A 20723-nucleotide genomic window follows, 5' to 3' on the forward strand; every position below is an offset into this window, starting at 1 on the left:
AAATCACTATCTAATCTGCTGACCAATAGAGAAGGTAAAGGCCTGACGTCCGAAATCAGAATCACCTGGTCTAGGTTTATCAAATCCAAAACCATAATCAATACCAATCATACCAAAGGCTGGCATGAATATACGTGCTCCAAAGCCTGCTGACTTATATAAATTAAATGGATTATAATCTGATAGTGTAGAGAAGTTGTTTCCTCCTTCAGCAAATCCTAATACGAAAATAGTCGCTGATGGATTCAAGGAAACGGGATAACGTACCTCCATAACAAATTTATTATAAGCTACCCCTCCATTACCATAAGATCCGGATGGTCCAATAACACGATCCTTGTAACCTCTTAAACCAACAATATCACGGTTGAAAGAAAAACCTTGAACCATTCCTGAACCACCTAGGTCGAAACGCTCAAATCGAGTTGTTTCCTTACCCCCATAAGAGCCTAAGAATCCTAAGTGAGCGCGCGTATGTAAGACAAATTTTCCTGCCAATGGACTAAACCAGCTAGCATCCAACATCCATTTATGGTACTCAATGAGTTGTCCTGTTTTATTCCCACCTAATAACGAATAAGGTGGTGTTAAGGACGCTGTCATGGAGAAACTAGAACCTGAACGTGCAAATGTAGGGTTATCAATACTATTTCTTGAGAAATTAGTCATGAAAGTTACTGAAGTGGAAATACCTTGTGGATATGCCCAAGTATAATAACGATCCACATCATACTGAGAAAATGACAGGGAATGGCTCAAAGAAAAATAATCATCAGGCCATTTCAAACGCTTTCCTAAACTGAAAGTAACGCTATTAACATTAAAGTGAGCAGATAACAATGAGTCGGGTACTGAATAGCTTTGATAGCCCCCATATGCCCCACCATAGCCGCCATATCCACCATAACCACCGTATCCTCCTCCATAACCGCCACCGACTCCACCTAAGCCGCTACCATAGCCTCCTCCTCCATAACCCGTTGTTCTAAACTGGTACGGATATGAAATACTACGATTCAATGCAATAGAGAATGAATTAGGTTTCTTCCCTCCTAACCAAGGTTCAGTAAACGTTAAACTGTAATTTTGGAAGGCTGCACCATTCGCTTGAAAACGAACGGCTAGTTTCTGTCCATCTCCCGCAGGTAGTGGGCGCCAAGCGGCCCAATTGGTTAAGTTTTTTGCAGAGAAGTTATTAAATACGACACCCAAAGTACCCACAAAACCCACATAACCTCCCCAACCTCCTGATAATTCAATTTGATCCGAAGGTTTTTCTTCTACATTGTACTCAATATCTACCGTACCATCGGCTCTTGGCTGTGGGTTCGGACTAATCTTCTCAGGGTTAAAATACCCAATTTGAGATAACTCTCGAACGGTACGTATAATCGCTGACTTGTTAAATTTTTGTCCTGGCAAGGTACGAATCTCACGCATGACCACGTGGTCAGACGTTTTCGTATTTCCATTCAAAATAACCTTGTTGATGGTAGCTTGCTTACCTTCTGAAATACGTATGGTCAAGTCAATGGAATCACCTACAATCGCCGTTTCTACAGGCTCAGCATTGTAATATAAATAACCATTGTCCATGTAAACAGAACTCAAGTCTTCACCAGGGTTTCCACCCATTTTTTTATCAAGTTCTTCTGTATTGTAGACATCCCCTTTCTTAACTCCTAATACATCTTTCAACACGGAGTCTGGATAGATATAATTACCATCAAAAAAGATATTTCGGTAATAATATTTACGTCCCTGAACTAATTTGACTTTCAAGTTTACGGAAGAATTATCGTGGCGATACACTGAATCTGTTATCAATTGAAAATCACGAAAACCCATTTTATTCATGGCAGCCAAAAGCTTCTCCTTATCTTCATCCCATTTTTTAGGTACAAATTTGGATGGCTTGAAAATACGTCCAAAACGAACTTGCTTGGTATTCTTGATTTTTCTCAAAATAAGGGAGCGCTGAGCTGGCTCTATTCCGTCAAGAATGATTTTATTTACCTTCACCTTATCTCCTTTATTTACGGTAACGATCAAGGTAGCATTATTCCCCTTTGTGGTATCTGTTTTAACTATTGACTTAGTCGTGATATTCAAACGACCTTTCTCTTGGTAATATTTACGAATAACCAATTCCAGGTTTTTACGAAGTGTTTCCGTAATAATTTTCCCTTTGTAGGCCTTTACTTTTTCATTTAAGGTCTCTCTTTCCCCTTTTCTGATACCATCATACGTAATGGCAAATAAACGAGGTCTTTCTTTTAATTGAATACGCAACCAAATTTTATCTCCTTCTACTTTCTCCGCAAAAATCTCGACATCTTCCAAAATTCCTTGGTCCATAATTTTCTTGATGGCGGAAGCAATGGCATCTCCTGGAACTTTGATTTTATCTCCAACTTGTAAACCCGAAATATTCACCATGGAATTACCATCGTAAAACTGTGATCCCGAAATGGATATTCCTCCAATGGTGTACTCCTGAGGTACAGAATAAGAAAAACTGGGTTCAGAGCTCGTAGGTGTTGTGGAGAATAAGCGTCCACCTAAGCCTTGAGCTAATAAGCCTTGACTCATAAAAACCATCAAACTAAAAAACAAGCCCAATGATTTCCATTGTAATTGGCACGCGTTAACTCGATTCATTAAATATCTATTTTTCATACGAAGCCTTAGCCTTCACTTTTAACTTGTTCACTGGTTTTCCCAAAGCGTCTTTCACGCATTTGGAAATCAACTATAGCCTGATACAAATGTACTTTTCTAAAGTCAGGCCAAAATAAATCTTCAAAAATATACAATTCGGCATAAGCCAATTGCCACAACATAAAATTACTAATTCGATGATCACCACCCGTTCTAATCATTAAATCGGGATCAGGCATTCCGGCGGTAGATAAATGCTTATCCATCATGGAATCATCTATTTCACTCGCTTTTAATTCTCCTTTTTCCACTTTATCAGCCAACTTTTGGGCTGCTTGTACCAAATCCCACTTTCCTGAATAAGATAGCGCCAATACCAAAGTTAAACCGCTATTACCTGCTGTTTTATCCATCGCAGCCTTTAATTCTTTCTGCGATTTTATAGGCAATGAATCAATATTTCCAATGGCCTTTAAACGAACCTGATTCTTCATCATGGTGGGTAATTCCTCATTGATGGTACTAACCAACAAGCTCATTAATGCCATGACTTCCGCTTTGGGTCTATTCCAGTTTTCTGTGGAAAAAGCATACAAAGTCAAGTATTTAACCCCTAATTCACCGCATCCTTCAATGGTTTCCCTTACTGCTTGAATGGCATTCCGGTGACCAAAAATTCGATCTGTGAAACCCTTCTGTTTCGCCCAACGACCATTGCCGTCCATGATAACGGAAATATGGGCAGGAAGATTGTTAAGGTCAATAGATTCTTTCACAAATAGGGTAATAATTAATCGGATAAAACAAAGTGGTAAAGATAGCTAATTTGAACACCTATTCAAAATACTAGCACCAATCAGTAAACTTTGGGACAAAAGATGGATTGAATGGTATAAGTGATGGAAAGACCCAGATGTAAATACTGATCTCCACCCTCTAAGGTAAAGCTATCCATATTGCCATCATAAGTGGCAACTTGGTCTAATTTATCAGAAAAGACTTTTCTGCTTCCCAATTCACCGCGAACTCCCCAATTCTTATTAATTTGGAATTTAACACCTAGGCCATAAGGAATTGCTGGGGTCAAAAATGCATCAATCTTATCTGGACTAGCAAAAACTGCGGATAAACCTCCATAGAAGTAAGGTGTCCAATTGAAATGTCGAGGGTTTACTTCATAGTCCAGAAAATTATAGTCAACTATTCCTGAAAATTCAGTGATGGAGGTGGCAAAAATAGAAGCATCCGCTACTTTTCCATTCGGCGTAATCACAGTAGGTGATGTTCCTATTGGAAATAAAGTACTTGGTCGATTGGCAATATTAGCTTGAATCCGGCTCACCATGACTTGAAAACGATACGTAAAGGCATGTCGCTCTTGATACGAAACAAATAGGTGGATTGCGGGCAAGGTTTCTTTCAATTCCGGCACACTTGGTCGATATCCCCAATCTGCCAATTCTCCCTTATATACCGAGGCACCGAAGCCTGCCCCCCAAGCCCATCTTTGTGCTAGTAAATTCGAAGAAGCAGCTAACAAGAAAACAAGAAGACACAGCAAAGTGGCCTTATGTAGATTTGGGGATATTATCGTGGTAGTGGAGGACAATCAATCTTATTTTTTAAATGATAAATCAAACGAATTTGAGTTGTAAAATACTGATCGGAACCTTTGGCTATGAGGGGGGGATTACCAGAGGTGCTACCTTGTGCAACCTGCAATAAATAAGGTCTTCTATCCGCTAAAGTATTGGCAGCATACCACTCGGAAGAACGATCTGTAATCAATGAAGTGACTGCAGGAACATTCACTCGATTATCCGATACATCATCCAAATAATCAGAAAATGCAATTCTGTAACCAAAATCGAAGCCTATATCAAAGGATTGATTTAATTTATAACGAACACCAAATCCAAAAGGTACTGCACCCGTAATTTTAGAATAATCTACTCCCTCTGTTTGTTTGTCTTTCAAATCAATCCAATCTTGCTGAACTGGAGGAACAGTACTCAATGGATCAATATCATAAATGGCTTTCGATCTAGCTGTTGGATTAAAATAAAGTCCTGAAAGCCCTAAATAAACATAAGGTGACAAGGTTCTACGTTTGGGTAAATTCTCTTCATTTCCCAATATTTCATATATACCTACCAAGGATAATTCCTGCATATCAGTTCTAAAATGCAAATTTCTTCCATAACTAGGCTCAAAGCGTCCTGTTGGATCAAAATAATTATCATCCCCTGCAAGGCGAATGTACGTGAAGGAACCTTGAATGCTAATATGCTTTTTAAAATGACGGGTATATTGCACTCCAGCATTCCAACGTAATGCCTTTCCTCCCACATCCATCAACGTCATGGCAGGCGCGATATCTCCCAAATAAGTAGATGATCCTGCCCCAAAACTAAAGGATGAATGTGCCTTAAATGGATTTTTAGGGGATGCATTCTTAGCATTTTGACCCAAAAACCAAAATTGGGCCTGAGTAGGTGCTGTGGCCAAAAGTGTAATCAAAATACATAAGCTGAAGAGTCTGAACATAGATGTTTCTACTGGTTAGATCATAAAACGCTAATACTCCCTCAAATGTTGTAATAAAAGGCGATACGAATATACAAATTTATGGCTTGTATTAAAAGTTAGCCCTTTATTGAACGATCATCCTTTTGTGCGTAGAAAGCCCAGAAGAACTGGACATATGCACTAAATATATCCCAGGCGTTAAGCCTAATGCATTCAAAGTCAACTGATAAGTGCCTTGAACTCTGGTACCCCGAAATAATGTCAATATCTCTTGTCCTAGTAAATCATACAAGGTAATTTTTACATCCAACACAGGTTTGTAAATGGCATATTGAATGACCGTATAATCAAATACAGGGTTGGGCATGGGCGAATTAACTTCCATTCCCAAAGTATCAGGCAAGGCATCTGGTGAATTCTTAAAAATAGGAACCCGTTCAAATGTCTGCTTAAATAATTCCTGTGTTTTAACAGCATCCAAGCCCAAATGATCTCTCAAAACAGTGCTATAGATTTGTCGGTAATCAAAATTATACCGCAAATCTCCATTACTATCCAAATTGGTCAAACTAGGATTTGATCCAATCAAGCCTCCTTTAACCGTATTTCCTATAAATAACATAGGAGCCGCCGTACCGTGGTCTGTGCCCTGTGTTCCATTTTGATTCACCCTTCGACCAAATTCAGAAAAGGTCATTACCGTTATGGCATCTGCTAAACCTTGATTGCTTATATCATTCTGAAAAGCAGAAACAGCTTCCGAAATGGTCTTCCACAAATTGGCATGTTGTGTTTTTTGGTTGGCATGCGTATCAAATCCTCCAATATTGGCTAGGTATACAGGAGTTTCCAAGCCACCTGCTACTAAGCGCGCAATAATGCTCAATTGCTTAGCTAAATTAGTATTTGGATAGGTATAAGCATTTTTAGCTTTGTTTGCCGCATCACGAATAACGGTGGAATATTGAATTGACGAACTAGCAATTTGCTTTAAAAAAGCTAATTCATCACCAGCCAAGGTGGCAGGTGGTAATTCGGAATCAGCTAAGGTTCCAGAAACCAATTGATAAAACAAATTAGGATCTTCAAAAACCGTTCCTACCCTACCCATGTCCGTTTGAAATAGCTGCGATTCCACCGAACCCAATTGAATTGCCATGGGGTCCTTCGGCAATTTAATAGGGTAATCTGGATATTGCATTTCTAAAAATCGACCCGCCCAGCCTTCATCCCAAACGGTAGCTGCATCCGAACCTGTATTCCAAATATCCGTAGCTCTAAAATGGGAACGATTAGGATTGGCATAACCTACACTTTGTGTAATAGCCACCTGACCTTTGTCGTACAATGACTTCATACTCATCATCGCAGGATTCATGTACATGCCCTTGGATAAAGCTAGTGCATCCGCTTTCTTGATAGATATATCAGGTCTCTTTGAAAAATAATTATCGTCATCTGCGGGTATAATCGTATTTAGTCCATCATTTCCTCCATTCAGTTGAATGATGACCAATACCTTCCCCCTAGCGGCATTGGCGAATGGGACTGCTCCATAAGCTTTTCCTGTGAGTGAGCCCAAACCCCAGGTCATCCCACCGCTAAGTAGGGCCATTTGACGTAAAAACTGCTGACGGCTTAGTTCTCTTTTCATTTTTATGCCAATTGATATTCAGGTAAGCGCATCATAGCTTTCAAAAACTTATTAATTCGAGCGTCGGTATTGGGCGTGTAGGTAGACCAATTGGCAGCAATGGTGCCATCCAACAATACTTCCAATAAAAATGCCTTTCGTGACTCTGTGAGAGGGAAACGAATGAACAGTTTAACCATCTCTTCTACAAACTCCTTGGGCTTTTCGGCATTGGAGGATAACCTTGCAAAAGCAATGGGATCTAATTTTCCTGTGACTGTTGCTCCATTATATCGCTTTCCACTCAATAATGAATCTGTAAATCCTGCTCGATAAGAATAAGTTGTAGAACTAATCCAATCTCGTTGACCTTCCCAACCAGCCACATCTGGAGGCTGAAACAATTGCATTTGCAGTATGATAGCCATATCATACCAATTTTGAAGATCAGGATTTTTTAATTCCAATTGCTTGGCGGATCCAACAATTAACTCAGTTGGACTTTTAATTTTGGCCGCCATGATTTCTGGTTTATAAAACTCCTCTGAAGTAAATAAGAATTTTAAAAGAGGCTTTAACACAAAATTATTTTGTTGCAATACAAGGGCCATTTTTTTAACAAAGACCTCATCAACTTTATAGAAAACAAATTCTTTGTAAATCTTCCGACAAATGAATTCTGCCGCTGCAGTTTGCGTAAAAATATGATCGATTAAACTGTTATTATCAAATTTAGCCGTTTTGCCTAATACCGTTACAGTGGCTTCTCGGTACCAGCGGGTAGCATCAAAAACAGCCACCAATCCCCTGACTTGCCAACCCGAAAAAACCTTAGCGGCTTGTTTAATATCATTCTCTGTATAATTGCCGATGCCCAAGGTAAAAAGCTCCATCACTTCTCGGGCATAATTTTCGTTGGGGGATGTACCCCGACTATTATTTCCATCCAAATAAATTAACATGGAGGGATCTATACTAATGTCTTTGACTAATTGTTTGAAATCTCCGAAAGCATAGGTTCGGAACAGTTGATTCTGTTTGTATACATATTGCGGATAATTTACCTTTTGTCTTTCATTGGAAAAGTGGTTGTGCAGAAACAAAACCATTTTTTCTTGCATACTCAGTGATTCGTTGAGCATTCGACTATACCACCATTTGGTTAATTGCACAAACCATGGTCCTGCCATATTTCTATCCAATTGGCTTTGTTCAGGTGTTAGATTGATCCAAGTATCTGGAGGAGCCGGAATAGATAAATCTTTTAAAATGGCTAGGTCCAATAAATCTTGGAAATTTCCATAACCCATGGCACGTTCAAGATCCGATTTGGAATAACCGAATAATACGCGTGATAGCAAATGTGAAACATGGGTGGTATTCCAAGTCAACATGGTATCCTTGATTTAATTGTATTTCATGTTGACCATGAAACTCATGAGAGTAAATAAGCCTAAAGTAGTTCGTAATAATAAGGCAATCTATTCTAATTATCAATTATTTGATAATTAAACTTGTCATTTTTCTATTTTCAATCTGATTTAGGAACTAAAAAAAGTGACCTGCCGTTGTAATTGGGTTCATTCATCTAAAAATTTAAAAGCAAAGGTGAATTTTATCGCTTTGGAACGAAAAAAAATCACTTGATTTGCGGGAATAATCAATTTATCTATGTCACAAGCTTATAATCCACCCCGAAGAGCTCCTCGTAAGAAGTTAAAAATGCCCTTGTTTGGCAATATGGGTAGTGGTAATTCCAATCAAGGAGAAAAGATAGACTGGGGAGGCAAAAACTTCACCAAACTCGTCTTTATTGTTGGAATTCTGGGCTTATTAGCCCAAATGTTTCTACCCAATCTTTGGGCAGAAAAAATGTATGATACTCAAAGTGAACTACTTGATTTAGATTTAGATGGCTCCATTCGTAAAAAATATACGGATGCCACTAACCCTAATGATGTTCATTATATTTTGGTTGTCAAACAAAAAGATGGAACACGTCGTAAGTTAGATTTACATATCGCAGACCCAGTGTTTTTTGACCAAGTAGCTGTTCCACAAAGGCTTAAAAAAGCTAGTAGTTCTCTAGATGTTTTGGTCACACGTTTTTCAAAGCCAGATACTACCCTCACGATTAAATTTAAGCCATGATTTTTCTTAAGATCAACCGTAATTTGAAGCATCGTATCATCACTAAGGTTTAAGTTTAGCGTTTTTTAGAGATTAATTGGTAAATTGCATATTCAATTTTAAAATGGCCTAGGTAGGCACACATTCTATACAATGTTATCCATCTTCAGCAAAACAGTAACCAAAATATTTGGAACCAAGTCGGAAAGAGACATCAAAGTCTTGATGCCGATTGTCGATAAAATAAAAGAAGAGTACGCACGCTTGACTAACATCTCAGACGATGAGTTACGTCAAAAGTCGGCGGACTTCAAATCCCGTATTCAAGCATTTTTGGCAGATATTGATACCCAGATTAACACCTTACATGCTCAAGGTCAGGCGACTGAAGACATTGATGAAAAGGAAAAATTTTTCCAGGAAATAGACAAATTAAACCTCGAACGTAATAAGCAATTGGAGGTTGTATTAAACGAAATTCTTCCAGAAGCTTTCGCTGTTGTGAAAGAAACCGCACGTCGATTTACCGAGAATAAACAATTGGTTGTTCAAGCCACTATAGAAGATAAATTCATTGCCTCCAAGAAAGCGAATGTCAAAATAGAAGGAGACAAAGCCATTTGGGCCAATACCTGGGATGCCGCAGGGAATACCATTACTTGGGATATGATTCATTACGATGTCCAATTGATTGGAGGTATCGTATTACACCAAGGGAAAATCTCAGAAATGGGTACTGGGGAGGGTAAAACGTTGGTTTCTACGCTTCCTACCTATTTAAATGCTTTGGCTGGTCGTGGCGTACATATCGTAACAGTCAATGATTATTTGGCCAAACGTGATTCTGAGTGGAATGCTCCTTTATTTGAATTCCATGGTTTGAGGGTGGATTGTATTGACAAACACGAGCCGAATACCGAAGAGCGTAGACATGCTTATGCTGCGGATATCACTTATGGTACTAACAATGAGTTTGGCTTTGATTATTTGCGTGATAACATGGCTCGTAGCCTTGAGGATCAAGTGCAAAGACCCCATCATTTTGGGATGGTGGATGAGGTTGACTCCGTTTTGATTGACGATGCTCGTACACCTTTAATCATATCTGGCCCGATCCCACGTGGGGATGAACAGGAATTTGATGCTTTTAATCCACGTGTTCAGAAATTGGTGGAAGCTCAAAAGCAATTGGTTCAGAACTTCTTGGTAGAGGCGAAAAAACAAATTGCAACAGGCGACAAAAAAGAAGGAGGTTTGGCTTTATTTAGAGCTTTTCGTGGTTTGCCAAAATCAAAACCTTTGATTAAATTTTTATCTGAATCAGGCAATAAGCAATTACTTCACGAAACCGAATCCATCTATTTGGCAGAGAATCAAAAATTGATGCCTCAAGCGGATTCCCCCTTATTGTTTACCATCGAGGAAAAAAACAATCAAGTAGAGTTAACGGAAAAAGGATTGGAATTCATGAGTGGAAACACAGAAGACCCTAATTTTTTCGTATTACCTGACTTATCGATTGACTTAAATAAAATTGAGAAAAACAAAGAGCTTTCTGATGCAGATCGATTATCTCAAAAGGAGCATTTAATCCGTGAATACAATGATAAGGCTAGCCGAATTCATACCGTTAACCAATTGCTGAAAGCCTATGCCTTATTTGAAAAAGATACGGAATACATCATCGTAGATGGTAAGGTAAAAATCGTAGATGAGCAAACGGGCCGTGTCATGGAAGGTCGCCGATATTCAGATGGTTTACATCAAGCGATTGAAGCGAAAGAAGGAGTGAACGTGGAAGATGCTTCACAAACGTATGCGACCATTACTTTACAAAATTACTTCCGAATGTATCACAAATTAGGTGGTATGACGGGTACAGCTGAAACAGAGGCTGGTGAGTTTTGGACGATTTACAAATTGGATGTGGTTTCTATTCCAACGAATCGAGTGATTCAAAGAAAAGATGCGGAAGATAAAGTCTACCGTACCGTTCGAGAAAAATACAATGCCGTTGCAGAAGAAATTCAAGAATTAGTGAACCAAGGTCGTCCTGTACTTGTAGGTACAACGTCAGTTGAAAACTCGGAATTGATCAGTCGACTGTTGACGATTCGTAAAATTCCTCATAATGTATTGAATGCGAAGCAACATGCACGTGAAGCTGAGATTGTGGCAGAGGCAGGACAATCAGGTAAGGTGACTATTGCGACCAATATGGCTGGACGTGGTACGGATATTAAGTTAAGTCCTGAGTCGAAAGCTGCTGGTGGTCTGGCCATCATTGGTACAGAAAGACATGAATCTAGACGTGTCGACAGGCAGTTGCGTGGTCGTGCAGGTCGTCAGGGAGATGTGGGTTCATCTCAGTTCTTTGTGTCTCTAGAAGATAATTTAATGCGTTTATTTGGTTCAGACCGAATTGCAAAAGTAATGGATCGCTTGGGCATGGAAGAGGGAGAAGTTATTCAGCATTCCATGATTACTTCGTCCATTGAAAGAGCTCAAAAGAAGGTAGAAGAAAACAATTTTGGAATTCGTAAGCGTCTATTGGAATACGATGACGTGATGAACTACCAAAGAAATGCCATTTACAAGCGACGCCAAAATGCCCTTTTAGGAGAGCGTTTATCTTTGGATATCATCAATACGATGTTCGATGTTTGCCAAGATTTGGTAGGTCAATACACATCGTACAGCGAATTAGAATTAAAGGTAATTGAGTTATTGGGTATTGAGCCTCCATTCGCTGAGGAAGATTTTAATCGATTGACTTCTGATGTGAAGATTGAGCGCTTATTCTTGGCCGCAGAAGATCATTACAAGAGCAAAAACGATGGCATAGCTAAGCAAGTCATTCAAGTGGCGCAAGAAGCCTTACGCCAAGGGTATTCAGGCATTCAAGTTCCTATAAGCAATGGGAACTGGGTAACTGGCGTTGTGGTAGATGCACAAAAAACGATCGATTCTCATGGGAAAGAAGTAGTTAAAGAGATGGAGAAATTCATCACCTTGACCTTGATTGACCAAGAATGGAAAGAGCATTTACGTGAAATGGATGATTTGAAACAATCTGTTCAAAATGCGGTATTTGAACAAAAAGATCCTTTATTGATCTACAAGTTTGAAGCTGTTAATCTATTTCAGCGCTTTGTTTCTCGCGTGAATGTAGATACCATTAGTTTTGTTTTAAAAGCTGAGATACCGGAAATACAACAAACAAACCAGGCACAGCAAGCGCCAAAAGAAAAAGCACCTAAATTACAACTGAGTAAGGATGAGGCAATTTCTTCCCTATTAGGTGGTTTAACAGGTGGACAAGGAGAAGAGCAGCAAGAATACCATGACCCTAGTTCACGCAGTGAAGAGCGCATTGCTCCCCGTCATGCCATCAAAATTGCGGATCGTAATCAGCGGGTTACGGTGCAATACCGAGATGGTTCAACGAAGGAGAATGTTAAATACAAAACGGTGGAGCAAGATGTGGAAAGTGGTGAAGCCGTAGTAATCGCCTAAAAAGCGAATTATCTTGAATAGGTGGTTAGTTTTTAGCACGATGATAGGCTGAAAGACTAACCACTTTTTTTTATGAAGTATAGTATTAAAGATGCGTATTTTATGGTTTTATTTAAATAGTTAAACAATTATCTAAATAATAAAATTCTATAAACCCATTTAACTACATTTATGCCCTTCAAAAATCAAATTTTAACAGATCCTCTTAAAGGTGATATTTATGAGTTTTTAGAAACAGCTCAAGATAGTCAAGGAGAACGAGTGAGCATCAAAATGACCGTCAAGACGAAAGGGCAAATAGTTCCAATGCATTTGCACATGCTTCAAGATGAACACTTTACGGTATTGAGCGGTCAACTTACTGTACTACACGAAGGCAAATCTCAAGTATTACAAGCTGGAGAAAGTATCAGTTTAGCAAAAAAGGAGGTACATAATCATTTCAATAATCATGATGAGTCCGTGGAATTCATTCAGACTGTCAGTCCAGCCTTGGACTTTGATTATTTCATTGAAAATCTAATTAATTATACGATAGACCATCAGGTTAAGGGAGGCAAGTATGGCTTGATTCAACAATTGGTGACATCCAAATACATGGATAGTAAAAGTTATGTAGCTGGTATTCCTATTCCGGTTCAAAAGTTATTGATGAATGTGGTTGGGCCTATTGCGAAGCTATTTGGTGTGAAAGCTTTGTATGCGGAATATTGTGGGGTAAATAAATAAAAAATTAACGCATTTTTCTAACGCTGTCAAGGTTTGGAACCTTGACAGCGTTGCGTTAACGATTAAATTTTCACATATATTGTCCAATAAATTGATAATCAATGATCCTGAATTACATCATGATAAAATGATATTGATCACATGATATAACGGAGTATCAATCCATACATAAACAAATCGGAAAGAATAGTACATTGCGGGCATTTGACCAATACAAGAACATGAAATATAGCCTATACCTGTTTATACTCATCAAATTCATACTCCAATATACGCTCATTGATCCAAGCTATGACTTACAAAGAGATGAGTATTTGCATCTAGATCAAGCCCACCATTTGGCATGGGGTTATATGTCAGTACCTCCTTTCACTTCTTGGATTTCATGGATCATTTTACAATTGGGCAACCAAGTATTTTGGGTCCACTTTTTTCCTGCATTATTCGGGGCCTTGACCATGGTAGTTGTATGGAAAACCATAGAATCTCTTGGCGGCAAGTATTTTGCCTTGTATTTAGGCGGTATCTCGGTCCTACTTTCAGCAGTTATGCGCCTAAATACGCTATTTCAACCTAATTCATTTGATGTATTAGCTTGGACTACCTGCTTGTATCTATTCATTCGATTCATTCAAACGGATCAATCCAAATGGCTTTACTACTTTTCCATCATGTGGGCCTTGGGATTTTTGAACAAATACAATATCCTGTTTCTCGTATTGGGACTTTTCCCCGCAATCCTACTCTCTGAGCACCGTAAATTATTTTTGCAAAAACGATTTTACCTAGCTATTTGCTTGGGATTCTTACTCATTTTACCGAATCTGATTTGGCAATATGCGCATCAATTTCCCGTGGTTCATCACATGAAATTATTATCTAAAATTCAATTAATTCATGTCAATCGATTAGATTTCCTTCGGACTCAAATCATGTTTTTTCTTGGTGCTTTCTTTGTGCTAATCGCATCGTTTTGGGCTCTTCTATTTTATCCTCCATTTAAAAAATTTCGGTTTTTATTCTGGACCTTAATTTTCACATTAGCCATCTTCACCTATTTTAAAGCCAAAGATTATTATGCCATGGGGCTTTACCCCATCTACTTATCTTTTGGTGCTGTCTATATAAGCTTGTTACTACAGCATGGTTGGAAAAAGTATTTGCAAGCCATCGCATTGGCTTTACCTTGTATCGCCTTTATACCTATGTACTTATATCTATTCCCAAATAAAAACCCAAATACCATCATTCAAAATCCTGATCCATATCAAAAATTAGGGCTTCTGCATTGGGAGGACGGAAAAGACCATCATCTACCTCAAGATTTTGCCGATATGCTGGGATGGAAAGCGTTAGCTGAACAAATGGATTCTGTTCTTGCTCATCTCCCAAAAACAAGTTTAGATAGTACCATCATTTTGTGTGATAATTACGGTCAAGCGGGTGCAATTAACTATTACTCTCAAAATAAATCCATCAAAGCCTACTCCATGAACGCTGATTATGCCCAATGGATACCTCTCCATCAACCCATGAAACATGTCATTCTCGTGAAAGAACATGACGACGAAGACCCAAACCGAACAGAAGAAAGACCTTTATTTGATACCATTTATTTGGCTAGAGAACGTGTGAATTCTTTAGCCAGAGAACACAAAATCTCTATTTACGTATTGAAAAATGCCAAAATCAATATCAATAAACGTGTGCAAGATGAAGTCTTTGAAGCCTTACATCCAAAATAACAAATGACACTTCTAACGTAAAATGAAACTTATATTTACTACATTTTGATGATGTTTGGTAAGCTGAAAATCAAAAAACAGTGCCCCTACCTTATCTATACATGTATTCGGCATGAAAGAAGTGTCATCCATCTGCTTGGGAAACGTTTAAAATTGGTTAAATAGGCCATTGACATTGATTTGTACTAAAGTAACAGCTCAATGACATCCAAAACCCAGAAAATTTGACTTATTATTAGCAAGAAATTAACATCTACCTAATAACTCCATGAAGACATTTCACCCCTATTTTTTGCCAACATTACTAGCACATTATCAGCAAGAAGCTAATGAAATCATGGCTAAGATGGACCGCTTGTATCCTGAAATCTATGATGCTAGTTTAGCTACTTCAAAGAATCCCATCGACAAAAGACTTTCTTTTAGTGCCTATTTTTTAGCCATGATTCAAAGCTTGGATGAAAAAGGAGAAAGTTATGAGCAGATTCGACAGGTGTGTCTTGAAGTTGCTTATGATTTCGTACAACCCAAAAACAGCTTCCAAGCACTCATTAAAAAATGGCCATCCTACTTCATTCAAACTTGGCTTGGAAAATTATTGATTCAAAACTTGAAAAAAGAAGTAGAAAAACCTAGCCACCCCGATGGTTTTGTGGCACGTATAATCACTGACAAAAACGCCACGCATGGTTTAGGCTACGGCCTTGATATTCTTGAATGTGGTATTTGTAAGCAATTTCAGAAAAGAAATTACCAACGCTTTACCTCCATTTTATGCGAGGTGGATCATATGACAACAAGCTTGGCTGGATTAGAAATGATTCGCCAAGGCACGATTGCTTTAGGAGCTGAGCTTTGCGATTTTAGGTATAAAAAGATAAGTTAATTTCTCTTACCAAAGAACAATATCATCGGCATTTGCCACCTCCATACTAGCGGCAGAAGCTGTCAATTCAGACTTAGAACAACGAGCTCGTGCAATAGCTATAGGTTTTTTATTGACATCTAGCAATTCGATTACTTCACCTTTTTCAAAATCTCCAAGAAACTCCATTACTCCGACAGAAAGTAAACTTTTTCTCTGAGAAATTGCCTTTGCAGCTCCTTTATCTAACACCGCCTTACCACGTATCAAAGACCCCGTAGCCAACCATTTTTGTCGGGCATTAAGTGATGCCTCTTGTGCTTCAAATACCGTCCCAATCTTTTCATTCAAAGCATCTACAATTCCCTCTCCTTGGTCTAGGCCAAATATTACTACCTTAATACCTAGTCTAGTTGCCATCCGAGTAAAGGTTAATTTGGAAATCATTCCACCCAAACCAGAACTGGATTTATCTGTACTTACTACACTTAAGACCTCTGAATCAATTTCCTTAACATGTCGAATGATCTTTCCTTCTCCATTCAAAAGTCCGCCAACAGAGGTTGAAATCAACAATTTACTTGCTCCAAAACCCGTAGCAATTAAAGTAGCTAATTCATCATTATCCGAAAATTTCAACTCCACATTACTCACCACATCATTCTCATTGGCAATAGGAATAACTCCATTTTTCCAAAGTTCTTGATAGGTCTCTTTCAGTTGCAAAAATTGACCTCTCTGAGAAAAATGATGTCGTTCACATAAACTTTGAGCTATGGAAATACCATATTTCTGGAAATAATCATTGTACTTGGCTATTAGAATAGGATTACCTACCGCGGCAGCGGCTTTACGTTCCGACAAGCTTCCTTTGTAATTTTTAAAGACCGATTTACCCGCAGCCACTGCCCCACTGGAAACTAATACTATGTGGAATTTCGGCTGTAATTGAGCGACTTGAGAAGCTATTTTTTCCAAGGTTTGCTCATTAACACCCCCATTGGCATGTGTGATGGAAGAAGAACCGAATTTTATTACAAGTATAGGTTTTGACATATGGAACGAAATATGCTTGCAATTTAAGCAATTGAATCCATTCTTAGGAATGTAGCATGAAAATGAAGAATGTAGAATGTAGAATGTCCTGTCTTGATTGTCTTGTCCTGATATAGGTTGACTTTGAGCTTATTAAAAACTCATTTTAAATATTTAAAAACTGCACTAAAACCTACTTGGTATTTCTTTTTTTTGATAAAAAAAGAAACAAAAAAAACAGAAGAAATACGGTTAATCCTAAGACGAATTCTGCTACGCAGAACCGATTGTCTCTCCGCATAGGACTGTTAGAATGTAGAATGAAAAATGTAGAATCAAAAATTGATAATATGATCAACGTCTTCAGGCATTTACAATTTATAATTCATCATTTATAATTTCCTTTCCGCCTGCCGCTTCGCTCAAGCTTCGTTCCAATCTTTCGTTGGGATTAACCTTTTGAGCTATTAGGTAGTATTGTTTAGAATGTAGAATGACGTCACATCCATTTATAATTCATCATTTACAATTTCCTTTCCGCCTGTCGCTTCGCTCAAGCTATGTTCCCATCTTTCGTTGAGATTAACCTTTTGAGCTATTATGTATTATTGTTTAGAATGTAGAATTTCTTTAAGAGAAGAAAACTTTCTAATATTTTGAAATTTTCTAGAAGCCATTTAACTTACTGACATAAGCTTCAAGCTACTCATTATCAATCACATGGAAACAGACAACTCGATTAAACAGCAGGCCAACAAATTGATTTTCCTAGGAATATTCTTGTTCTTTTTGGGATTGGTCATAGGGCTATTAATCCCCATTCTCGCTAAGCCCAGAATAGGCTTATCCTCTCATTTAGAAGGAGTTATGAATGGGATGTTCTTGGTCATATTGGGACTCATTTGGAACCGCTTATCTCTTTCCAAATTCTGGTTTAAAACATCTTTTCAATTGGCAATTTTGGGAACCTATCTCAATTTTTTAACCATTGGATTAGCGGCAGCTACAGGTGCGGGGAAATTACTTCCCATAGCAGGAGGAACAGAACAAGGACCTTTTATCGAATCTTTGATTACCATGGGCTTAATTTCCGTGACCATTTCCATGCTCCTTGCTTGCATTTTGGTCATGAAAGGATTGGTCAATCAAAGCTTGAATAAAAGCTAAATTGTATGTAAAATTTAATAGTCTTTTCCGGGTAATTCAAATTGGCAAGTCTGTTTAAGGGCCTTGGCCAAGCGACTTTTATATTCTTTTCTGCTGATTTCAATGGCTCCATATCGAAGTACATTATCATTCATAAACTGAGTATCCAATATGGAATATCCCTGCTCTCGGAGCATAATCATTAAATAATGAAAGGCAACTTTAGAGGCATTGGATACCAAACTAAACATGGATTCTCCAAAATAAACGCCACCCAATGCAACTCCATAGAGCCCTCCAACCAATTTTCCGTCTATATAGGCTTCTACCGAGTGCGCAAAACCTCGATGAAAAAGATGGGTATATAACTGTATAATTTCTTCTGAAATCCATGTTTCTGAATCTGTAGATCTTGGTGCAGCACAACAGCGCATCACCGTCTCAAACTGCGTATCAATACGTATTTCAAAGAGATGTTTATTGATGACAGAACGCAAAGATTGAGCGGGTTTGTAAGTCTCAATCGGAATGATGGCCCTAGGATTGGGACTATACCAATGAATTTCACCCGCATCTGCCATGGGAAAAACACCTTTGGTATAGGCATAAATTAATTGTTCAACCGATAATACTTTATCCTCTTCCATGAAATAATTAGGAGATTATTCGCATTTCCCCGCTGAATTTCTGAAATTGCGAGCTAATTAGGACAAACTTAGGACGAGCATCCTGGTTTACAAAAAGAATGCAGATAAAATTATTATTCGTACATCTTACTTCTCCTATCCGACGAAGGCGACGATACATCTTTAGGGTATGATCCCCTAGGGACCTGAGGAATGCTATTGTTTAAATTTTATCGTCGTTAAGAATGAATCCTTATACTGTTCAAGTTGCTAGTCAAGCCCATTTTGGCCTAGCAGAGTCTATTTGTCACGAAATGGCCGAATCGGCAAAAGCTCGTGGTACGGGTATTGCCAAAAGAACGCCTGAATACCTCCAAGAGAAAATGTCGGAAGGAAAAGCCATCATTGCCACCGATGATGTCACCGGAGCATTTGTAGGTTTTTGTTATGTAGAAACCTGGCAACATGGGAAGTTTGTGGCTAACTCCGGTTTGATTGTCAATCCTTCTTACCGACAGTATGGCGTGGCTAAAGCGGTAAAAGCCAAAGCTTTTGAATTGTCTAGAACAAGGTATCCAGATGCCAAAATCATCGGAATCACGACCTCTTTGGCTGTGATGAAAATCAATTCGGATTTGGGATATGAACCCACCACTTTTTCTGAATTACCCGTGGATGATAATTTCTGGAAAGGCTGTGAATCCTGCGTTAATTACGATATTTTAACCCGTACTGAACGTAAAATTTGTTTGTGTACAGGGATGATTTATGACCCCAATGCAGCGAAGAAGGCCTTAGGTGATTCTGAAGAAAAATGGTTATTCCTGAAAAATATTGCTGATTTCAGCAAATTAAAAAAGATCAAAGAAAAATTATTAATGCCCTTCAAGAAAAAGGGGAAATCCAAATAAACATGAGCAAGCCGAAAGTAATTTTAGCCTTTAGTGGAGGATTAGATACCTCATTTTGTGTCAAATATTTAAGCGAAGAGCGTGGCATGGAAGTGCACTCTGCTTTAGTGGATACGGGTGGTTTTTCTCCTGAAGAATTAAAGGCCATTGAAGCCAAAGCCTATGCTTTAGGAGTAAGCTCACACGTTACATTGGATGTTGTGGATTCATATTACCAAGATTGCTTACGTTATTTGGTTTATGGAAACGTATTGAAAAACAATACCTACCCGCTTTCAGTATCAGCTGAGCGTGTATTTCAAGCAACGGCCGTTGCTAAATATGCTGAAAAATTAGGTGCAAAAGCCATAGCTCACGGAAGTACTGGCGCGGGAAATGACCAAGTGCGTTTCGACGTGGTATTCCGAATCTTGGCTCCTGAATGTGAAGTCATTACTCCTATTCGTGATTTACAACTTTCACGTGAGGCTGAAATCGACTTCCTAAAATCAAAAGGTGTGGTTCAAGAATGGCATAAATCAGCCTATTCCATCAATAAAGGCCTTTGGGGCACTTCAGTAGGTGGAAAAGAAACTTTAACCTCTGATGGGTATTTACCTGAGGATGCTTGGCCAACTCAATTGACTAAAACAACTCCAGAGAAAATCAGCTTGGAATTTGAACAAGGTGAATTAGTAGGAATCAACGGCAAAAAAGCCAGTTCTAAAGTAGCAGCCATTCGTGAATTGACAGAAATAGCTAGTGCTTTTGCCATCGGAAGAGACATCCACGTAGGTGACACGATTATTGGCATTAAAGGTCGTGTGGGTTTTGAAGCCCCTGCTCCTTTAATCATCATTAAAGCTCACCACAGTTTAGAAAAGCATATTTTGACCAAACACCAGTTGTATTGGAAACAAAACATCGGTGATATGTATGGAACCTTGTTGCACGAAGGTCAGTTTTTAGAGCCTGTAATGCGCAACTTTGAAACATTCTTGGCAGATACCCAAAGTAATGTTACAGGTACTGTACACGTGCAATTAAATCCATATCAATTCCACATCCTGGGTATAGAATCGAAATACGATTTAATGTCGTCTGTTTTTGGAGCGTATGGAGAAATGAACAAAGCTTGGTCTGGTGATGACGTAAGAGGATTCTCTAAAATTGTCTCAAACCAAACCATGATACACCGGAAGGTAAACGAAAAATAGT

The 20723-nt window shown here is 38.6% G+C and carries 16 protein-coding genes; 8 read left to right on the forward strand and 8 right to left on the reverse strand.

Annotated features, from left to right (window positions below; translation table 11 throughout):
* Positions 1-6: 6 nt before the first annotated feature.
* From bamA to U0R11_RS10845, 6 genes are all read right to left on the reverse strand, one after another.
* Positions 7-2661 carry an outer membrane protein assembly factor BamA gene (gene bamA / locus U0R11_RS10820; protein WP_406751697.1) on the reverse strand — a complete coding sequence of 885 codons (2655 nt, stop codon included), beginning with the start codon at positions 2659-2661 and terminating at the stop codon, positions 7-9.
* A gap of 26 nt (positions 2662-2687) precedes the next feature.
* Positions 2688-3437 (reverse strand): isoprenyl transferase, encoded by a 750-nt coding sequence (locus U0R11_RS10825; RefSeq protein ID WP_406751698.1) that lies wholly within the window; start codon positions 3435-3437, stop codon positions 2688-2690.
* Positions 3438-3517: 80 nt separating this feature from the next.
* Entirely contained in the window at positions 3518-4222 is a 705-nt protein-coding gene (locus tag U0R11_RS10830; RefSeq protein WP_406751699.1) for a DUF6089 family protein, read from the reverse strand.
* A gap of 26 nt (positions 4223-4248) precedes the next feature.
* Positions 4249-5208 (reverse strand): outer membrane beta-barrel protein, encoded by a 960-nt coding sequence (locus U0R11_RS10835; RefSeq protein ID WP_406751700.1) that lies wholly within the window; start codon positions 5206-5208, stop codon positions 4249-4251.
* A 106-nt stretch (positions 5209-5314) separates the two neighbouring features.
* A complete protein-coding gene (locus tag U0R11_RS10840; protein WP_406751701.1) occupies positions 5315-6844 on the reverse strand; it encodes a DUF1501 domain-containing protein in 1530 nt (509 codons plus the stop codon).
* Between the two features lie 2 nt (positions 6845-6846).
* Positions 6847-8217 carry a DUF1800 domain-containing protein gene (locus tag U0R11_RS10845; protein WP_406751702.1) on the reverse strand — a complete coding sequence of 457 codons (1371 nt, stop codon included), beginning with the start codon at positions 8215-8217 and terminating at the stop codon, positions 6847-6849.
* Between the two features lie 277 nt (positions 8218-8494).
* On the opposite strand from U0R11_RS10845, the gene U0R11_RS10850 reads away from it, so the two are divergent.
* From U0R11_RS10850 to U0R11_RS10870, 5 genes are all read left to right on the forward strand, one after another.
* Positions 8495-8974, forward strand: a complete 480-nt coding sequence (locus tag U0R11_RS10850) for a hypothetical protein (protein WP_406751703.1) — start codon at positions 8495-8497, stop codon at positions 8972-8974.
* A 132-nt stretch (positions 8975-9106) separates the two neighbouring features.
* Positions 9107-12469, forward strand: coding sequence for a preprotein translocase subunit SecA (secA, locus tag U0R11_RS10855; RefSeq protein WP_406751704.1), 3363 nt, complete (start codon positions 9107-9109; stop codon positions 12467-12469).
* 171 nt (positions 12470-12640) lie between these two features.
* Positions 12641-13198: a cupin domain-containing protein gene (locus tag U0R11_RS10860; RefSeq protein ID WP_406751705.1), complete on the forward strand. Its 558-nt coding sequence runs from the start codon at positions 12641-12643 to the stop codon at positions 13196-13198.
* A gap of 221 nt (positions 13199-13419) precedes the next feature.
* Positions 13420-14943, forward strand: a complete 1524-nt coding sequence (locus tag U0R11_RS10865) for a glycosyltransferase family 39 protein (RefSeq protein WP_406751706.1) — start codon at positions 13420-13422, stop codon at positions 14941-14943.
* A 268-nt stretch (positions 14944-15211) separates the two neighbouring features.
* Positions 15212-15829, forward strand: a complete 618-nt coding sequence (locus U0R11_RS10870; RefSeq protein ID WP_406751707.1) for an L-2-amino-thiazoline-4-carboxylic acid hydrolase — start codon at positions 15212-15214, stop codon at positions 15827-15829.
* Between the two features lie 6 nt (positions 15830-15835).
* Here the strand turns inward: U0R11_RS10870 and proB are convergent, their stop codons facing one another.
* The gene (proB, locus tag U0R11_RS10875) at positions 15836-16864 is read right to left on the reverse strand and encodes a glutamate 5-kinase (protein ID WP_406751708.1); all 1029 of its coding nucleotides are present in this window, start codon (positions 16862-16864) and stop codon (positions 15836-15838) included.
* Positions 16865-17563: 699 nt separating this feature from the next.
* On the opposite strand from proB, the gene U0R11_RS10880 reads away from it, so the two are divergent.
* The gene (locus tag U0R11_RS10880; protein ID WP_406751709.1) at positions 17564-18010 is read left to right on the forward strand and encodes a hydrogenase; all 447 of its coding nucleotides are present in this window, start codon (positions 17564-17566) and stop codon (positions 18008-18010) included.
* 14 nt (positions 18011-18024) lie between these two features.
* On the opposite strand, the gene aat is transcribed toward U0R11_RS10880, so the two are convergent.
* Entirely contained in the window at positions 18025-18636 is a 612-nt protein-coding gene (gene aat, locus U0R11_RS10885) for a leucyl/phenylalanyl-tRNA--protein transferase (RefSeq protein ID WP_406751710.1), read from the reverse strand.
* 224 nt (positions 18637-18860) lie between these two features.
* Here aat and U0R11_RS10890 point away from each other — a divergent pair, with 224 nt between their 5' ends.
* The gene (locus U0R11_RS10890; protein WP_166375384.1) at positions 18861-19526 is read left to right on the forward strand and encodes a GNAT family N-acetyltransferase; all 666 of its coding nucleotides are present in this window, start codon (positions 18861-18863) and stop codon (positions 19524-19526) included.
* A gap of 2 nt (positions 19527-19528) precedes the next feature.
* Entirely contained in the window at positions 19529-20722 is a 1194-nt protein-coding gene (gene argG, locus U0R11_RS10895) for an argininosuccinate synthase (RefSeq protein WP_406751711.1), read from the forward strand.
* The last annotated feature ends 1 nt before the right edge of the window (position 20723 follow it).

The organism is Aquirufa salirivi, assembly GCF_045310485.1.
GTDB lineage: Bacteria > Bacteroidota > Bacteroidia > Cytophagales > Spirosomataceae > Aquirufa > Aquirufa salirivi.